The 18306-nt window shown below is 42.6% G+C and carries 13 protein-coding genes; 9 read left to right on the top strand and 4 right to left on the bottom strand.

The window, feature by feature from the left end; all coding sequences use genetic code 11:
* Positions 1-98: 98 nt before the first annotated feature.
* Positions 99-392 carry a hypothetical protein gene (locus ABR189_RS04905; protein WP_354659331.1) on the top strand — a complete coding sequence of 98 codons (294 nt, stop codon included), beginning with the start codon at positions 99-101 and terminating at the stop codon, positions 390-392.
* Between the two features lie 26 nt (positions 393-418).
* Here ABR189_RS04905 and ABR189_RS04910 read toward each other — a convergent pair whose 3' ends face one another.
* The 4 genes from ABR189_RS04910 to ABR189_RS04925 form a co-directional block, all read right to left on the bottom strand.
* Positions 419-1477 (bottom strand): hypothetical protein, encoded by a 1059-nt coding sequence (locus ABR189_RS04910; protein ID WP_354659332.1) that lies wholly within the window; start codon positions 1475-1477, stop codon positions 419-421.
* Between the two features lie 62 nt (positions 1478-1539).
* Positions 1540-2169, bottom strand: a complete 630-nt coding sequence (locus tag ABR189_RS04915) for a carbonic anhydrase family protein (protein WP_354659333.1) — start codon at positions 2167-2169, stop codon at positions 1540-1542.
* A 92-nt stretch (positions 2170-2261) separates the two neighbouring features.
* On the bottom strand, positions 2262-2759 hold the full coding sequence (purE, locus tag ABR189_RS04920) for a 5-(carboxyamino)imidazole ribonucleotide mutase (RefSeq protein WP_354659334.1): 498 nt from the start codon (positions 2757-2759) through the stop codon (positions 2262-2264).
* Positions 2760-2764: 5 nt separating this feature from the next.
* Positions 2765-3883, bottom strand: coding sequence for a 5-(carboxyamino)imidazole ribonucleotide synthase (locus tag ABR189_RS04925; protein WP_354659335.1), 1119 nt, complete (start codon positions 3881-3883; stop codon positions 2765-2767).
* Positions 3884-4014: 131 nt separating this feature from the next.
* On the opposite strand from ABR189_RS04925, the gene ABR189_RS04930 reads away from it, so the two are divergent.
* The 8 genes from ABR189_RS04930 (at position 4015) to ABR189_RS04965 (ending at position 18305) form a co-directional block, all read left to right on the top strand.
* Positions 4015-4689, top strand: coding sequence for a TetR/AcrR family transcriptional regulator (locus tag ABR189_RS04930; RefSeq protein ID WP_354659336.1), 675 nt, complete (start codon positions 4015-4017; stop codon positions 4687-4689).
* Between the two features lie 177 nt (positions 4690-4866).
* A complete protein-coding gene (locus ABR189_RS04935; protein WP_354659337.1) occupies positions 4867-5430 on the top strand; it encodes an RNA polymerase sigma-70 factor in 564 nt (187 codons plus the stop codon).
* An 86-nt stretch (positions 5431-5516) separates the two neighbouring features.
* Complete coding sequence (locus ABR189_RS04940) at positions 5517-6536, top strand: FecR family protein (RefSeq protein ID WP_354659338.1); 1020 nt, start codon at positions 5517-5519, stop codon at positions 6534-6536.
* A gap of 84 nt (positions 6537-6620) precedes the next feature.
* On the top strand, positions 6621-9812 hold the full coding sequence (locus ABR189_RS04945) for a SusC/RagA family TonB-linked outer membrane protein (RefSeq protein WP_354659339.1): 3192 nt from the start codon (positions 6621-6623) through the stop codon (positions 9810-9812).
* 21 nt (positions 9813-9833) lie between these two features.
* Entirely contained in the window at positions 9834-11327 is a 1494-nt protein-coding gene (locus ABR189_RS04950) for a RagB/SusD family nutrient uptake outer membrane protein (protein ID WP_354659340.1), read from the top strand.
* 19 nt (positions 11328-11346) lie between these two features.
* Positions 11347-13359, top strand: a complete 2013-nt coding sequence (locus tag ABR189_RS04955; protein ID WP_354659341.1) for a beta-L-arabinofuranosidase domain-containing protein — start codon at positions 11347-11349, stop codon at positions 13357-13359.
* 14 nt (positions 13360-13373) lie between these two features.
* On the top strand, positions 13374-15926 hold the full coding sequence (locus ABR189_RS04960; protein ID WP_354659342.1) for a glycoside hydrolase family 99-like domain-containing protein: 2553 nt from the start codon (positions 13374-13376) through the stop codon (positions 15924-15926).
* Positions 15927-16073: 147 nt separating this feature from the next.
* The gene (locus ABR189_RS04965; protein WP_354659343.1) at positions 16074-18305 is read left to right on the top strand and encodes a discoidin domain-containing protein; all 2232 of its coding nucleotides are present in this window, start codon (positions 16074-16076) and stop codon (positions 18303-18305) included.
* Position 18306 lies beyond the last annotated feature (1 nt).

Below are 18306 nucleotides of genomic sequence, written 5' to 3' on the forward strand. Positions count from 1 at the left end.
CGAATAATAATAAAAAGAAATGTAAAAGATATTTGCGAATCTGTTTTATTTTGTAGTATTCCACAAATAGAACTGAAATATGAGAATTGCGGTAGCCGGTGCTCACAAGGTTGGTAAAACGACATTGGCAGAAGAACTGCTGGAGCATCTTCCGGGGTATTCAGTTGCTATTTGAAACCGCTCAAACAATAATTGCAGGGATTGGTCTTCTTGTGTTTGTGCCTATAGAAGAACCGGATCTGATACCCGGTCATCAGACAGATCTGCCCAGACTCAGAGGCCTGGTTAATGAATTGCTCTGTGATTGGATGGGGGATTTTGGTGTAGCTGCAATTGAAGTCAGCGGTACCTTATCAAACCGCCGGGACCAGGTACTCGCTAAAATTTCATGATATAATCAGGGTGCTCGATATCCTTGTTATACAGGTAAGTGATAACTGCGCAACTGACCATCAGCGGTTGTCAGTAGCAGCTTTTCATGCACAATCATTACGTTGACAATATTACTGCTATAATCATAGATATAGTCCGGGTTGTCAGTAGGATTACCGTCCTGATCATAAGCTATGAATTCAGTACCCTCTGGTATTACCTCGGCCTTACAACGTAAGTCTTTTCTATCCAGCAATAATAATCTGCCAAATTGGGATACTATCAGTATATTATTATCATCTATAAAGCATACACTATAGTTGATATTATCCGGTTCAACGGCAGGATAATCTTTGCTACCATCGAAAATAGCCTCCTGATCCTGCGCTGCTACCTTCACAATTTCAGGGAAGGCGTAAATTTCAAGCGGCCCATCGTAATGAGACGCCATAACAAACTCTTTTCCGGATGGCGAAAAGTTGCCCATGATCATATTGTCACACTGGGCAAGTGGTGTAAGGGAGATGACACCGTCGTTCAGCTGTAACTGCATCAGGGTGGATTTCTCCTGCCCGGCAGCCGCTTCTAAAAAGATAACATGGTTGTACGGTGTGGCATGGAATGTATAGACATGTTGCCGGCTTTCCAGCAGGGGATAAGATGTGATTACATCAAAAGTAACAGCATCTATTACCTGCAACTTGTCTGCTTCATTTTCATCACCTGGTAATACATGCCAGATCGTTTTATTATCCTTGGAGAAATAGCAGGCAGCCCCCAGGATCCAGCCCCAGGAGGCATGTTCCGCAGTATGTAATACCTGGGTTCCTTCCGCATCGAGGATGCGCATATCGGTCATACCCGCAATGGCAATCAGCCGACCATCAGAAGATACAGACAGTTTACTGCTTACATATTTCGTATTCTTCCCCTGAATAATTTTTTCCCATACAATTTCCAGACCGGCATTGAGCTTGGTAATCAGCGGCTGGCTCGCAAAGTTCATCAGGACCTTTCCATTAGGTAATGGCACTACATTGACCGGGTTAGCAGTGAATGTCAGCTTGTTATTTAATGATAGATTTATATACGGAAATTGGCTCATGTTTTTGATTATACCTAAAGATTGTGAAATGGTATTAAATGCGGTAGGATGCAGTTGAGGTATTACTCCTCAAAGAAAGTAACGGCTCCGTTCTCCAGGTGATAAACACCACCCACTATTTTTATTGCTCCGTTGTTTACCAGTGCTGCAATAATGGGGCTTTCTGCTGTTATCTGTTTTATTACATGACGCACATTATATTCAGTAACCTTCTTTATGAATTCAGCATTTTTTCCGTTTCTGTTTTCAGCAGGCGTAGATGTTTCGCTGTCGATAGCCGGCTTTATCTTGTCCAGCAACGGGGTGAGGTTACCCAGTTGTACATCTTCGCAAGCGCCTTTTATTGCTCCACATTGTGTATGGCCTAATACAACAATTATTTTTGAGCCTGCCAGTTGTGTGCCAAATTCCATGCTGCCAAGAATATCCTGATTAAGGATATTACCGGCTATACGTATACTGAATATATCTCCCAAGCCCTGGTCAAAGATAAGTTCCACTGAGGTACGTGAATCCATACAGCTAAGCACGGTTGCAAATGGATACTGCCCGTCTCTTGTGGCATTTACCTGGCTCAGCAGATCCCGGTTTGCTCTCAGGTTACTCACAAACCGTAAATTCCCCTCTTTGAGATATTGAAGTGCCATTGCGGGAGAAAGATTGCTTTGGGCCTCTTTGGAATGCTTGTACATATGTAATGATTTGGAATTGCTTATTAAGATGCTACGATGACAGCATTTCCCATTAAAAAAATACTGCGGACCTGATTATTAATACTCCCTTTCTATGCAAAGGAATCTAAAGTTTCATTTTGCTTGCTGACCTTATCATAGTTATCCTTTTTTAATTGCGTCAGCATTTGCTTGAGTGTGCTATTGTTGGCAGCCAATATCTGTACCGCCAGTAAGCCGGCATTACGGGCACCATTTACGCCTACTGTGGCTACAGGTATGTCGCCTGGCATTTGTACAATAGATAAAAGAGAATCCCAGCCGTCAAGAGAGTTTGAAGACTTAATTGGCACGCCAATTACAGGTAAAGTAGTGATAGCAGCAACCATACCAGGGAGATGTGCTGCACCGCCGGCGCCTGCGATGATGATCTTCAAACCACGCTCTTCAGCAGTAGTTGCATACTCAAACATTTTTTGGGGACTCCGGTGCGCTGATACAACGCTAAATTCATAACCTACTTCAAACTTATTTAAAACCTCTATTGCCTGACGCATAATAGGTGCATCAGAACTACTGCCCATAATGATACCAACTTCTATCTGTTTCATACTTTTTAATTTAAAATTTTCCGTATCGTTTCCGCTTTTGAGACAATATTTTCCATTGTGCTGTCCGTAATGGTTATATGCCCTACCTTCCTGCCTGGTCTTTTTCCCTTTTTCCCATACCAGTGAAGATGCACGCCTTCCATGTCTAACAGGTGCTGCAATTTTTCCTGTTTATTTGAATTCAATGAATTGCTTTCCAGTATATTCATCATTAAAGACCTGAAACGAAGACCAGTGTCACCCAAAGGTAATCCGAGTATAGCGCGGAGTAATTGCTCGTATTGCGATGTAATGCTGGCTTCTATTGTGTGATGACCGCTATTATGTGGCCTTGGAGCCAGTTCGTTCACTAAAAGTTTGTTATCTTTTGTGACAAACATTTCTACAGCAAGAATGCCAACAAGTTTAAGTGCATCCGCTATATTTCCAGCGAGGATAGTAGCTTTTTTTAGTATTTCTTCTTCTGTTTGAGCTGGTGCTATCTGATAATCAAGTACGAACTTCTCTTCAGAAAAGACCATAGCCACCGGATCATAGCATTTTACCTCACCATACTCGTTTCTCGCTACGATTACAGAAAGCTCTTGCTTAATATCTACCAGCTCTTCAAGCACACATGGTTCATCAAAGGCCGCTTTAATATCAGCCATTGTTCTCAAAATCATCACCCCATAGCCGTCATACCCATTTCGCCGTTTTTTGAGGCAGCGGGGCAATTTATTTTCGTATTTGTACAGGTCATTTTTGCTTTGAATGGCTTCGCCTGGCACTACTGGTATATTATGCAGCTGTAGGAATTGTTTTTGGGTAAACTTATCCTGGATTATTTCAATAGTATCAGGAGCCGGAAAAACCTTTACCCCTTGTTTTTCAAGTTGGCGTAAAGCGTCAATATTCACGGCCTCCTTTTCTATAGTAATAGCGTCAAGGTCTTTACCAAACGCCAGAACAGCTTCATAAGACATAGGGTCTGCACAAGAAAAAGAAGAAGTATAATGTGAACAAGGCGCATGCATGTCTTTATCCATCACAGCAACATTAAGGCCAAGATCAATAGCATGACGTATAATCATAGCACCTAACTGTCCGCCTCCCAAAATCCCTAGTTTTAAATTTTCCAGCATAGTCTTTAATTGGAGCACAAAAGTATAAAACTATTTTAAATGATAGTAATACTATTCTTAATTGTAGTAAAATTGTAAAATAAAACTGGTCTGCCATTTAAATCATAATTTCGCCCACTAACTATTCAGGCATGGAATTGCAATTGCAAATAAAAATGAATCCCAAGCTCTACCTAAGAGATCCGGACAGTTCGGAGCTGGGCCGAAATATTATTAAGCATGGGATAAAAATGATTCATGATATTGGTTTTGAGGACTTTACATTTAGAAAGCTCGCTACGGAGGTAGGAACTACGGAAGCTAGTATTTACCGGTATTTTGAAAACAAGCACCGGTTACTCACCTATATTACAACCTGGTTCTGGACATGGTTAGAATACCAGCTGTTATTTCACACGAATAACCTCAAGCGCCCAAAAGAGAAAATAGACGTTGTTATAAAGCTGCTGACTTTTGAAGTGCAGGACAAATTTACGGTGGAACATATTGACAAGAGCATTTTACATGGCATAGTTATATGCGAAGGTGATAAATCATATCTTACAAAGCATGTAACGGCAGATAATAAGTCTATGCTTTTTAAGCCCTATAAAGATCTTTGCCATCGTATTGCAGAGATCTTCCTGGAATATAATCCTGGGTTATTGTTTCCGCATTCGCTGGCAAGCACTTTAATAGAAACCGCTCATCGGCAGATATACTTCAAAGAACACTTGCCAAGCCTGACCGATTTTGGTAATTCTAAAGAGGTAAGACCACTGGTCGAATTTTTGCGGCATTTGGTATTTAAGTCGCTGGACAACTGATAAAAAGTAATAAGCTGCTGCTTATATTGTCTTTTAAAGGAAATTGAAAGCATATCAGCAAATGTTAAGAAAAAAAGATGAAGTAGCTATTGAGAATCTTTTTTGGTATCATAAATCCAAATTATTCTATCTTAAGGGCATAAATCAACCGAATGCTATTCCACTAAAATGCTATCATTGACGACGATCGTTGCATTAAAGAAAGGGGACCGCTCTGTTTTTAGTGAAGTATATTTTTTATACCACGAGAAGATATTTTTTTTCGTAAAACGCAAGACTGACTCTCCATATATTGCAGAGGAGGTGACGCAATTGGCCTTTATTAAACTCTGGCAATCCAGAGAAAATCTATCTGAATCTCACCCGTTATTTTCACAGCTATTCCGGATTGTACAGTCCGTTTTAATCGACGAATTACGTAAACAGGCCACCTATCTGTCCAAAACGGGCAAGGTAATACATCTCTCTGTTGATGAATATAGTGATGTGCTCGAGAAATTGTCTGAAAAAGAAATGCGCTCCAGGATCATGAAGATTGTTGAAGCAATGCCATCAAACCGCAGAAAAGTATTTGAGATGAACAGGCTGCAGGGAATGAGTTACAAACAAATTGCCGAGCAATTATCCTTGTCGGTCAAGACCGTTGAATATCATTTGCTGGAAGCGTTAAAGCAGTTAAAGCGGGAATTGGGACACCATCTTCCATATGTATTGCTGATGCTGGCAATAAATTATTTTTAAAATCCTAGGGAATCGTCTTTTTCATACGTATTATATATTATTAGCTACTTTATCGCATGGCTGACAAGAAACTTATAGAGGATTTTTTGAGCAACAAATGTACTCCCCAAGAAGCGGAAACAGTAAGCCGTTACCTGGAGTCGCATCCTGAGGAGCTGAATAAGTATTTGTCGGAAGAGGAATGTGCTGCTGAACAGGGAAAGCTGCCTGTGGAATTATCGGTTGCGTGGCTTCAACAAATACGGCATAGGGCATTTGCTGAGAGGCCCCGGTTAAGATGGTTAAGGCCAGCAATGGCAGCGGCTGGGATATTACTGGTTATCTGTCTGGGATGGTATTTCTTGCAGCGGCCTAAAACAATGGTGACTACTGCTTATAATGTACCACCTCCTATAGCTCCTGAAAAGATAGAAAGGTTGGAGAACCTGACAGACCGGGTGATGGACCTGGAGCTACCGGATGGATCCAAAATTCAGCTGTTTACCCGGAGTAGTATTGAATATAGTAAAACATTCACGAAAGAAGCAGAAAGAAGTATTTACCTGAAAGGAAAAGCATCATTTGATGTGGCTAAGAATAAGCACCAGGTATTTACGGTATATAGTGGTGGAATCGTTACCACGGCGTTGGGCACTTCCTTTATAGTCCGCGCCTATGAAACTGAAGACAGTATAAGTGTGCAGCTTAATAGTGGTAAAGTGATGGTGAAGTCACCAGTTTTTGAAAGTCAGACTTTTCATACATCCATTCTTTTGCCAGGAAAGGAGTTAATATATAATAAGACAAGCATGGTAGCCAATGTGCGGAATTTTGGCACATCGATGTATGAGGGGTTTGTGAAGGCTGGTGCTGAAAACAATAAACCATTGACTAAGCCTGACTGGTATAATTTCAAGAATCAGCCACTGGAAAAGGTGCTGGAGCAGTTGAGTGTTTATTATGGCGTAGCTATATACTATCGTCCATCCGATATTGAGCATATATATGTTGAGGGGACATTTCTTAAAACGGATTCGCTTGAAAAAATACTTACAGATATAATTTTGCCTAATCAACTTACCATTATTCGTGACAAAGACAATCTGATAATTAAAAAAGCACTTTAAAAAGAATTAATTGCTTACTAACTGGACGGTGTATGCACACCGTAGTAAATGCTATTGCCTAAAACTAAACACAGCTTGCATAAAATGAATATCAACCATCTAAAAAGGCTATGCCTTTCTTCGCTGCTGCTTGCGATTATTTTTACTATTCCTTTAGTAGCTTTTTCGCAAAAGAAGATCGCCTCAGTTACTGGTACGGTCAGGAACGATGCGGGAGAACTGCTTCCCTATGTATCGATCACAGCGTTGAACACCAAAACCAAATACGCTGCGGGAGTACAAACGGACAGCAACGGCATTTTCAGGTTTGTCGGACTGCCCGAAGGCCCTGGCTATAACTTTACCTTTACCTATATAGGGCTTGAAACAAAAGAGTTAAAAGACTATACATTGAAAGGTGGTTCCACGCTTACGCTGGCTGTAAAAATGGATAAAATTCATGCTATCACTATTGAGGATGTAGTGGTAGTAGGATACGGTACCTTACGCAAGAGAGACGTGACCGGCTCCATATCAAAGATAGGTGAATCGACCCTGAAGGAAACACCTGCCAACACATTGGAGAATGCTATTCAGGGGAGGATGGCAGGTGTTACGGTTACAAATACCTCAGCGGAACCAGGTGGTGGCATCAACATTAATGTGCGGGGTACAACTTCCATTTCCGGGTCTAATCAGCCATTGTATGTAATTGATGGCGTGCCCATGTACAACGACAATAGCCGGTCTTCCCAGGAATTTGAAGGCAACGTAGCAGGTAATTTTCTCGCTTCGATGAATCCCAATGATGTAGTATCAGTAGAAGTATTGAAAGATGCGCAATCAACAGCCATCTATGGCTCCAGAGGCGCTAACGGAGTAGTGCTGATCACTACCAAGAGAGGAAAACCTGGCAGGGCATCCATAGAATTCAGCCATTATACAATGGTTTCAGCACGGCCTAAACCAATTAAGCTGGCTAACGCTAAACAATATGCGGCATTCATCAATGAAATGAATCGTAATGATAACGTAACTGAATTTTATACAGGAAGGTATGTTAAAACTACGGATGGCCTGGATAGCATTTATTTTCCCAATGTAAATGATCTGGGAGAAGGCACCAACTGGCAAAAAGAGCTGACCCGATCCGGGATTACCCAAAACTATCAGTTGTCTGCTGCCGGAGGGAATGAGTTTATCAGGTACCTCTTTTCGGGGAATTATTTAAATGATGAGGGCGTTATTAAATATTCACAGTATCAGAAAGCCTCATTTCGCGGAAACATTGATGCCAAGATCACTTCGCGCCTGACCGCCAAGATAGATGTTAATGCTACCTCTGACCTAAACAACAGGGCAGAAAACTCCAATGCAAGAATACTTAGTGGCGGTTTTGAGCGCTCCGGCGTGATCCTGAAGGCATTTGCTGCCAATCCTACTTTAACGCAGGACAATGAAACCAGCCAGCTCGCTGCAAGGTTTTCTACTACACCTATAGGAGCCACTTTTCTAAATCCACTGTATGATCTTAGTAACACCATTAACCAACGTCGCATAAATTATTACTTTTTCAATTCAGACCTTTCTTATAAGTTATCTAATTCATTATCGCTTACCGTCCGGGGAGCCTATAATACAACTGATGCCAGCACAGCTCAATTCTGGAATAACAAAACCCAGTTAGGCTATTTAAGGGGGCAAAAAACATTTCAGACAACCTGGAAGAGTTTGTCATATCTGAATGAAAACTTTCTTACTTATTCGAAAGTATCCAATCGCTATGCCTTGAATGTAGTAGGAGGGTTTTCCTGGCAGCAATCTACATTGAGAACAAGTGTAATAGATGCGGAAGGGTTGCCCGTTCCTGTAGATAATGGCCTGCATATTTTGCCACTTTATACTACTATTGCTCCTCCTCAGACGAATCTGGTAAAAGACGTATTACTTTCCGGCTATGGAAGGGCTTCTTTTAGCTATTTAGGTAAGTATGCCATTAATCTCGTAGCAAGAGGTGATGGTTCCAGCCATTTTGCGAAAAACAGGAAATGGGGTTTCTTCCCTTCATTGGGATTGGCCTGGAACCTGAGTGAGGAGGCCTTCTTTGTACCTGCCAGGCAACTGGTTTCTACTGCCAAGTTGAGGGCCAGTTATGGTATCAGCGGCAACCAGGCTATACCTGCTTATGGTTCCCTCGCACAGTTATATCCAATCAACTATGGTTTTGTGAATGGGGTGGCTACCGGCATAATTACCGGTACCCCAAGTAATGTGAACCTGAGCTGGGAAACAACGGCGCAGACCGATCTTGGACTTGAACTTGGATTTGCCGAGGATAAGTACAAATTAACGATTGATGTTTACCGTAAAAAAACCACCGATCTGCTTCAAAGCAGAAAGATACCCGGAGAATCCGGATACAATATTATTGCCGATAATTTTGGAAGTATAGAGAACAAAGGGATAGAAATGGAATTTAGTACGGCTCCTGTAAGCATCAAAAATTTTACCTGGAACCTGAGTTTCAATGCAAGTGCCAACAGGAATAAGATACTTGATCTTGGCGAAGGCATTAACTTTTACAACCAGACAAGTGGTGGGGCCGATTATACACATCGAATGGTAGTAGGACGAAGTTTGGGAGAATTTTGGGGATATAAGACACTGGGCCTGCTTAGCGGAGAGGATATGACAAATGGTTATCCTCTTCTCCGGTCATCTGATAAGGAAGGGATGCTGAAATACAAGGATTCAGACGGTAATGGCATTATCAATGATGAAGACAAGGAAAGCCTGGGAAACGCATTCCCTAAATGGAATCTGGGTTTAAATAACACTATTACCTACAAAAATATTTCACTGAATGTATTTGTGTATGCGGCACTTGGCCACAAAGTTTTAAATCAAAACCTGCTTTACTCCACATATGGAACACCGATAGGCGTTCCGAGTGTAGCGTATATCAATGATCACTGGACGCCGGAAAACAAAGATGCTTATTATCCTATGCCTTCGCAGTATGGCAGTAATTCGCAAACAACTGATAGGCTGGTAGAAGACGGATCTTTTGTGCGCTTCAAAAATATTACCCTTCGTTACGACTTCCAGAAATTACCTAAATGGTTAAGCAAACTGCAACTGTATGTAACAGGTAACAATCTTATTACTATTACTAAATATAGTGGTTATGATCCGGAAGTAAGCGCATATGGACAAAATATCCTGTTACCGGGCATTGACCTGGGTAGCTATCCGCGTACCAAGATGTACACGTTTGGCGTAAATGTTAATTTTTAATCTTTTGCGATAATGAGTAATATGAAAAAGGTTATATATGCTATAGCGACGCTGTTTGCGATTTTGATTACATCCTGTAATAAGACGCTGCTCGAATCTCCTTCCAATACGATTTCACCGGAGAATTTCTACAAGTCAAAATCAGATTTTGAGCTGGCCAACCTGGGAGCTATCGGCGTGTTACAAGGTGGCTCTCTGTATGCGTGGTATATTCATTATGTGATAGAACATCAGAGCGGTGATTTTTCCCAGCCAGCAGGAACTTCCTGGAGTGAGTTGAATTGGCTGACTGATGATGGTTTTGTTGCAACTACCTGGACAGGACATTACAATCTAATCAATAACGTAAATACAAGCCTTGATAAAATTGACGGGGTAAATTTTGATAAAGAGAGTAAAGATGCACTGAAAGGGGAGCTTTATTTTCTGAGAGCAGTAGGTTATTTTAACCTGGTACGTATGTTTGGTAAGGTGCCGCTCCACCTGCATGCTACTGTTTCTCCTAACGAGGCATCATTGAAGCAATCTGAAATTAAAGACGTTTATGCTGCCATTGTATCTGATCTGCAACAGGCTGAAACATTATTGCCCGTTTCAAATCCATATGGTCCGGGAAGGGTTACCAAGGGAGCAGCAACCGGTTTATTAGGTAAAGTATATGTGTTTATGGCTGGCTGGCCGCTTAACGACGCTGCAAAGTGGAATGAGGCACTTACACAGCTTAAGAAAATTGTGAATGTCGCAAATCCATCCATGTCGGTGGCCCCCTTTAATTATCATCTGGAGGCTGACTACCAGGATCTTTTTTGGCACGTAACACAACTGCGTACAACAGGTACAGGTTTGCCGACAATTGCCAAGCCTGCCAATGAAAATGGTCCGGAAGCCGTTTTTGAAATTAACTATAAACGAGCTGCAGGATATTACTCAGCCATCTTTCCTTCTTCCCTGATGTATCAACCTTGTAGTTTTTGGTTGTTTAATCAGTTTGAATCAAACGACTACAGACAGGGAGTAACGATGGTGAATACTCCGGGAGACCCGCTGGGTGGAGTCACCCTTCAACGCAAATTTCAGGCTACAGGTAATACCTGGAATGATAATGAAAATAACTGGCCTTACCTGCGCTTTGCGGATTTGATATTGCTCCTTGCTGAAGCGGAAAATGAAGTGAACGGGCCAACAGCTACAGCCTTAGACGCCATCAATGCTGTGAGAAAAAGAGCCCGTAATGCAGCAGGCGTTATCAGATTGGCTCCTGCCAATTATACGTCCACTGAAGCTTTTTCCAAAGACGCATTTAGAAAGCTGGTGCTTCATGAGCGCACACTGGAATTAAGTTGTGAAGGACAGACCTGGTTTGACTGGATAAGGACCAATACATTAAAAGAGGTGTTGACGGCCCAGGGAAGGCCGGGTACTTATAGTGATAAAATAAGACTTTATCCTATACCGCAGGCAGAGATAGATATTACCAAAGGTGTGCTTATACAGAATGACGGCTATGCCCATTAATCTTTATCAATAGTGTTTTATGAAATATATTCTTTCCCTGGCCATGGTTGTTATGGTCACGCAAGTGTGTGCACAGCGGTCAACAGTACCACCACGGGACTTGCTCAGATCTAATAGTGGAACAGCAGTTATTAAGGGCTTCATTGGTGATAAGATCAGCAAATGTATCAGTAACAGGGTGATGGTGCAGGAAGGCGAAAAAATATTGCATCCATTTGCTCAACGGACTGAAAAGGATTTTAATGACTGGCGTTGCGAATACTGGGGAAAATGGTTTACGTCTGCTGCACTAGCCTATTTATATCAGCCTGGAGATGTATATAAACATACTTTGGATGCCTCGGTAACTTCTTTATTAAGGACGCAGGGAACTGATGGTTATATAGGAACGTATAGCAAGGGCGCAGCGCTGCAGGGGTGGGATGTTTGGGGGAGAAAGTATGTACTATTAGGGCTGCTCTCTTATTATGACCTGACAAAGGATAATCTTGTACTGAGGGCGGCTGCGAGACATGCGGACAACCTGATAGCTGAGCTAAAGGATAAGCAGATCAAGATAACAGACAATGGCCTGGACGCCATTGATGGCCTTTCTTCCAATTCAATTCTTGAGCCTATGGTACTGCTGTATCAAAGAACCGGCAATAAAAAGTACCTGGACTTTGCTAACGAGATGATAAAAGCATGGGGGCGTCCGGGCAAGTTCACCAAAAATGGTTTGCAGTTGGTAGAAAAAGGCAATAAAGAAGTACCTCCTATTGATATTGCCGCACCTAAAGCATATGAAATGATGTCCTGCTACGAGGGCCTTTGTGAAATGTATCGTGCTACTGGCGACACGTCTTATTTATTAGCAGTGCTTGGCTTTGCCCACAGTGTGCTTAAAAATGAAAGAATGATCGTTGGATCTGCGTCCAATCAGGAATTGTGGTCAGATGGTGTGCGCCAGCAGACGGAGATCATGCAACAACCAATGGAAACTTGTGTGACCATCACCTGGATGAAGTTATGTTACCAGTTGCTTCGCTTAACCGGAGATAGTAAGTGGGCAGATGAACTTGAGTTATCGTTGTATAATGCATTAGCAGGTGCGCAAACACCGGATGGAAGCTGGTGGTCGTATTTTTCACCCTTAAACGGAGAGCGTGTCCCTAGTACGGCGCAGCATAATGACGTAGGTCTTAGTTGTTGTGTAGCGAATGGTCCCAGAGGTCTTTTACTTACCCCTTCCTGGGCTGTAATGTCTTCAGCAGGTGGATTATTTATCAATCTATATGCACCCGCGGAATATAGTGAAAAGGTAAATGGGACAAGGGTGCTGCTTACCGTTAATTCTGATTATCCGGTAACAGAAAAAATAGAGATAACGGTATCGCCGGATAAAACGGACAGTTTTACGCTGGCACTTCGTATTCCATCGTGGAGTACAAACGGCAGGCTTAGCGTTAATGGAGAATGGCAAACCTTTAAGCCAGGCACTTATTGCAAAATCAACCGTAAATGGAAAGTTAATGATAAAGTGGTTTTTTACCCTGATTTGAGAGGACGGTTGATACCAGCTCCAAGTGGCGCTCCTCAAATTGCTGTGATGCGCGGCCCTGTAGTATTGGCTATTGATAACAGGATGGTAACTCCCGCAGATGATGCCGTATGGTTATTGCCCAAACCGTGGAATTTTGAAAACACGGCGTTAGCACCTGCAGGTTACAAGGGGTACGTGCTTGCCGGTCATGGATTAACGCCCGAAAACAAGCAGGCTTACATTGACCTGGAGCCAGTAACAGACAAGCCAGATGATGTGTGGATGGCCTTTAACGCTTCTTTTTTGATACGTCCCAGCCATTTCTTTAATCATGCTGAAAGAAAACTTGTACTCTGTGATTATGCGTCAGCAGGGAACAGGTTCTCCGCAGATAATCTGTTCCGTGTATGGTTGCCTCAACCATTGTTTTTGAGTAATGCATTTGTAAAAGATACCTGGAAGATCACTTACCCGGATAAAACGATCAGACCGGAGGCTCCCTCCAACTAAACAGCGTAATAATTATGTTAGAACAAGCACATAAAGACAAGGACGCCAGAGCGGGTCATTTTTCAAGAAAAGAATTTATAAGGACCAGTGGGATTTTAGCAGGATACCTGCTCACGCAGCCAGTATTGTCGGCTTTGGGAGCTCCCGGGAAGGCTGGATTTAGCAGGGAATGGCCGTTAAAAATAGAAGGAGATGAGCTAATTATACCAGTGGGTAATTATCCATCGGAACATCATACGTTCAGGGTGTCGAAAGCCGGACGATTGAAGATAAAACCTGCCACCATTCACCAGGCGGTGGACGAAACATTATTTCTTTCGGCAGATAAACCTTCCGGTTATTGGGTAGGTACTCCGTTGAAAGCTTCCCGTTATGATCAGTTAGGCGTTTACTGCTCCCTGATAGAAGATTCAATTGTTATGTACGACGCACCTGGCAAGAAGGGGCGCCTTCTCCAAAAGGGAGATGATTACCTGGTTGCTGCACCATTCTCATTGGTAGGATTGGGTACCAACACAAACCTTACCCCATCAACCCCGGTATACGCTTCTTATTCTTACTATTTGCAACGCATCGATAGTGTAGTGCTTAATAAAGAAGGTGAGGCTTCATTGATAGAAGGCAATCCTTCACTTGTATGTCCAGAAATACCCGCACTTCCCACGGGTACAGTAAGGTTCTGTAATATCTATAGACCCATTCTGGCCGACAGCCTAAAAGCAGAACATCTTTTTCCACTGTTAGCGTCCGATAGCCATGTAAAGACACAATCAACAAATGGTCACTTATCAAAAACAATAGAGAAGTTAAAGAATGGAAAACCAGTAACTATTGTTGCCTGGGGAGATTCTATTACAGCCGGATCGGATGTGCAAAAAGGAGAAGCCTGGCCAGCGTTATTTATAGCAACCTTGAAGAAAGCATATCCGGCTGCAAAGATCAATTATGTAAATCGAAGCATAGGAGGGACCCGAACGATGCAGTGGTTGCACGACGGTGATTATCCTGGCTTGCCAAAACTGCCATCAGACGTTTGCTCCTTCAAACTGGTGACCAAAGAAAAACCTGACCTGGTAGTGATGGAATTTACCAATGATACAGTGGAAGATCCTAAGATCTATCCGGAACATTATAATATGATAAAGGCTGAGTTGGATAAGCTGGGTGCTGAGCTAATTATCATTACTCCCGGCCGTTTTGCTATAAAAAGCTACGATGAAAATCTCGCTGAAATGAAGCAACCGGAACAAAGGCCTTATGTGAAGTTTGTAACAGACTTTGCAGCCAGGAACAACTATGCCATTGCTGACGCGGCCACCAGATGGGCGCATTTCTCTAAAGAAGGGCTGCCCTATATTGCCATTCTGATTAATGCTTATAATCATCCTAACGCATATGGACATGGTATTTTTGTAGAAGAGCTGATGAAGTGTTTCGGCAAAAAGTATGTATATGAAAAGGCATATGTGCCAGTACCTAAGCCAATTTCTACCGGGAAATACATGATAGGTGCTTTTATGTGTCCTTTATGGAATAAAGACGAAATGCAACCGGATATGTGGAACCCTGTTAGAAAATATCCTGAGCGGGAACCGATATTAGGCCATTATTATGAAGGCAATCCCGAAGTAACTGATTGGGAGATTAAATATGCGCTGGAGCATGGGATTTCTTTTTTTAATGTTTGCTGGTACCGTAAAAAAGGCAACGCCGGCAAGCCGGTAGAAGAATTGTTTGGCCACTGGACAAGAAGTTTGCTGAAGAGCAGATATGCGGATATGTTTAAATACTGTATTCTGTATGTGGATGAGGGAAGTGTGATGGATGGCATTGCATCGGAAGATGACTTTTTGAATAACCTTGTTCCTTATTGGATCAATAATAACTTTAAGAGGGCCAATTATTTGAAAATAGATGGGAAGCCGGTATTTACCATTTACCGGCCAGAAAAATTTATCCAGGATCTTGGAGGTGTAGAAAAAGCAAGGATCGCAATTGATAAAATGCGCCAGGCATGTGTTGATGCCGGTTTTCCCGGCTTGGTAATTATGGGCGAATACCATCACGCATTAGATAAAGCACAACCCATGTATAAAGCGCTGGGGTTGGATGCGGCAGTATCCTATCACTGGCCCAGCTTTACGGAAAAAATGCCAGCCACCGCTCCAGCTGATACCAGCATTATTCGCATGCAGGCAGACTGCTGGCCGGAATTGCAGAAGGTAACAGGGCTTCCTGCTATCCCAACAGTGTCTGTTGGTTGGGACTCAGCACCCTGGGGAGGTATGTTTTATAAAGGTAACTGGAGGTTGACTCCAGCATATTATAAAGAGTTATTACAGAAAGCTAAAAAGTATATAGATAGCCAGCCAGCATCCTTACTGAGTAATTGGCTAATGCTCGACAATTGGAATGAATATGCAGAGGGGCATCATATCTTTCCCACCAAGAAAGATGGTTTTGCCTACCTGGATATGGTAAGAGCAGTATTTTCTAAAACGTATCCTTTTCCCAAAAACATTGTTCCGGACCAGATAGGCCTCGGACCCTATGAGAATAGTAAATGATTTTATTAACTAAAAACATGCTGTATGAAAAATGAAAAATTTACCTATTGCTCATGCCTTTCACAGTATGCTAAAACTGGCTTTGTCGCAGGTCTATTGTATTTAGCTGGTTTACTTGCAACGACATCTGTTTACGGGCAGACTAACATGGCGCTGCATAAGTCCATCGATGCATCCAGCAGCGCCAGTTTAGGAACGCTTGCTGGTCAGGCCAATGACGGAGATACTGCCACTTCCTGGGTAGCTTCGGGAGGTGGCTTCCCGCAGTGGATAGTGGTAGATCTTGGACGAATTTCAACTATTACCCAGATCACAAACAGGTTCGTGGACAATACCACCTGGCGGTATAAAATTGAGGGGTCGAACACCAATGCTAATCTTGATTTTAATCTGATCGTAGATAGAACCGGAGCTGGTGTTGCCGGAAAGGATATAACCGAAAATGTAAGTGCGGTATACCGGTATGTCAGGATTTCTATCACCGGATCAGCTACGGGCAACTGGGCTTCCAGCAGGGAGTTGCAGGTAATTGGCACGCCATTGTCTCAACCAACAGGTATCGTGCCTGCTATCAATCCTGTTACTACAGGCAATTACCTGGTAGGTGCACAAATGTGTAACCTCTGGGGAGCGAAGGCGCAATGGGACCCGGTACGTAATCCCTATATCTATAATGGACGTAAACCATTGATGGGATGGTATGATGAGTCTTATGATGTGTCGACCGACTGGCAGATAAAGATGGCCAGGGAGCATGGTATCGGCTTTTTCTTTACCTGTTGGTTCAGGGGGTATAATAACGCCGGTAAATCTGTTATGTCACAATATGATCAGTTTATTAATGCTATTGCCAATACAGCGTCTTACAGGGATAGCATTAAATGGGCCATACAGTGGGTAAATGATACTGATGTATCGGGTACCGTTGTTTGTGAAGGTGCGCCTGATTTTATTAATAATATAGCTCCATTTTGGATAGCTAATTATTTCAGTAAGTCCAACTATCTAAAGATTGATAATAAGCCGGTGGTTTCTATTTATGATATTGGTAAGTTTATATCTGAATGTGGAGGAGCTGTTAATGCTACTTATGCTATAAGCCAGCTCAGGTCGTTATGTGTAAGTGCGGGTTACAGTGGGGTTATTCTTATGACATCTTCCGTAGTATCCACCACCGCAGCTAATGCCGGAGTATCTGTAGGGGTAGATTACTTGTACTCTTACCACGTACCTACATTCACAGAGCTGTATACAGTAACTAACCCCACGGTAAGTCAGGTAACAGGGTGGCAAAGAAATGCATGGAGTAATTATACTCATTACAGCGGGTTGCCTTATATCACTTCAGCTTCTGTTGGATGGGATTCTGCTCCGTGGGGAGGCGCTTCTTTATGGCAATTATCTCCTTCAGATTATCAAACCATGCTTTCGCATGCAAAAGCACGGACTGATTCGCAGGCTGTTGGTTCAGTTCAAAAGAAGATGGTGCTTTTGGATAACTGGAATGAATATGCTGAAGGGCATATGATTGCGCCAACGGTTTTTCGGGGATATGGATACCTTGATGCAGTAAGAGCTGTTTTTTCGGCTGCCGGACCGCATACGGATACTGTTCCCGATGCGTCAGTAATACCACAATTGGAACCGGTGCAGGCAAAAAATCTTGCGTTCCACAGACCAGTGATTACCTCTACTTTCGCTACCAGTGGGTATGAAGGAGCGGCAGCTGTAGATGGTAGTGCCGAGTATACTTATTGGGTAGCGAATAGTGCCAGCTTACCGCAATGGTTGCAGGTTGATCTCGGGTCAGCCTATGGTATTACGCAGGTGAAAACTATTTTTTTTGCTGATGATTTATGGAAATATAAGATAGAAGGTTCAGCAGATAGCACTACCTGGACGGTTTTGTCTGACCATACGGTTAGCGGTGTAGCAGCAAAGATCGCAGATGATTATCTTACAGGGGTATACCGGTTTATAAAAATAACTATTACCGGAGTTGGTAATAATTGGGCTGCCATCAGGGAATTTGAAGTGTTTGGCAATGAGGCCGGCCCTGCGAGTGCAAAAGTTTCCAATACTGTTATCGATCCGAAGGTAAGACATGGTAAAGAGGATGTGGAGATAACAGTATATCCCAATCCTGCTGTCAATAACATTCACTTCAGTATTAAAAATGTAAAGGAAGAAAATCTGACAGTCGAAATGTTTAACATCAACGGAATTGCTGTACATGTAGAATTGCTAAAGGCTGGCAATATAGCTGGCGCTCATCAGTTGCGTCTTAATAAGTCCTTGCCTGCGGGTACCTATTTACTCGCATTTACAGCCAGGGGCATTAAAAAAGTGGTCCCTATAGTAATTGTTTCAAGGGAATAAT

Source organism: Chitinophaga sp. H8 (assembly GCF_040567655.1).
GTDB lineage: Bacteria > Bacteroidota > Bacteroidia > Chitinophagales > Chitinophagaceae > Chitinophaga > Chitinophaga defluvii.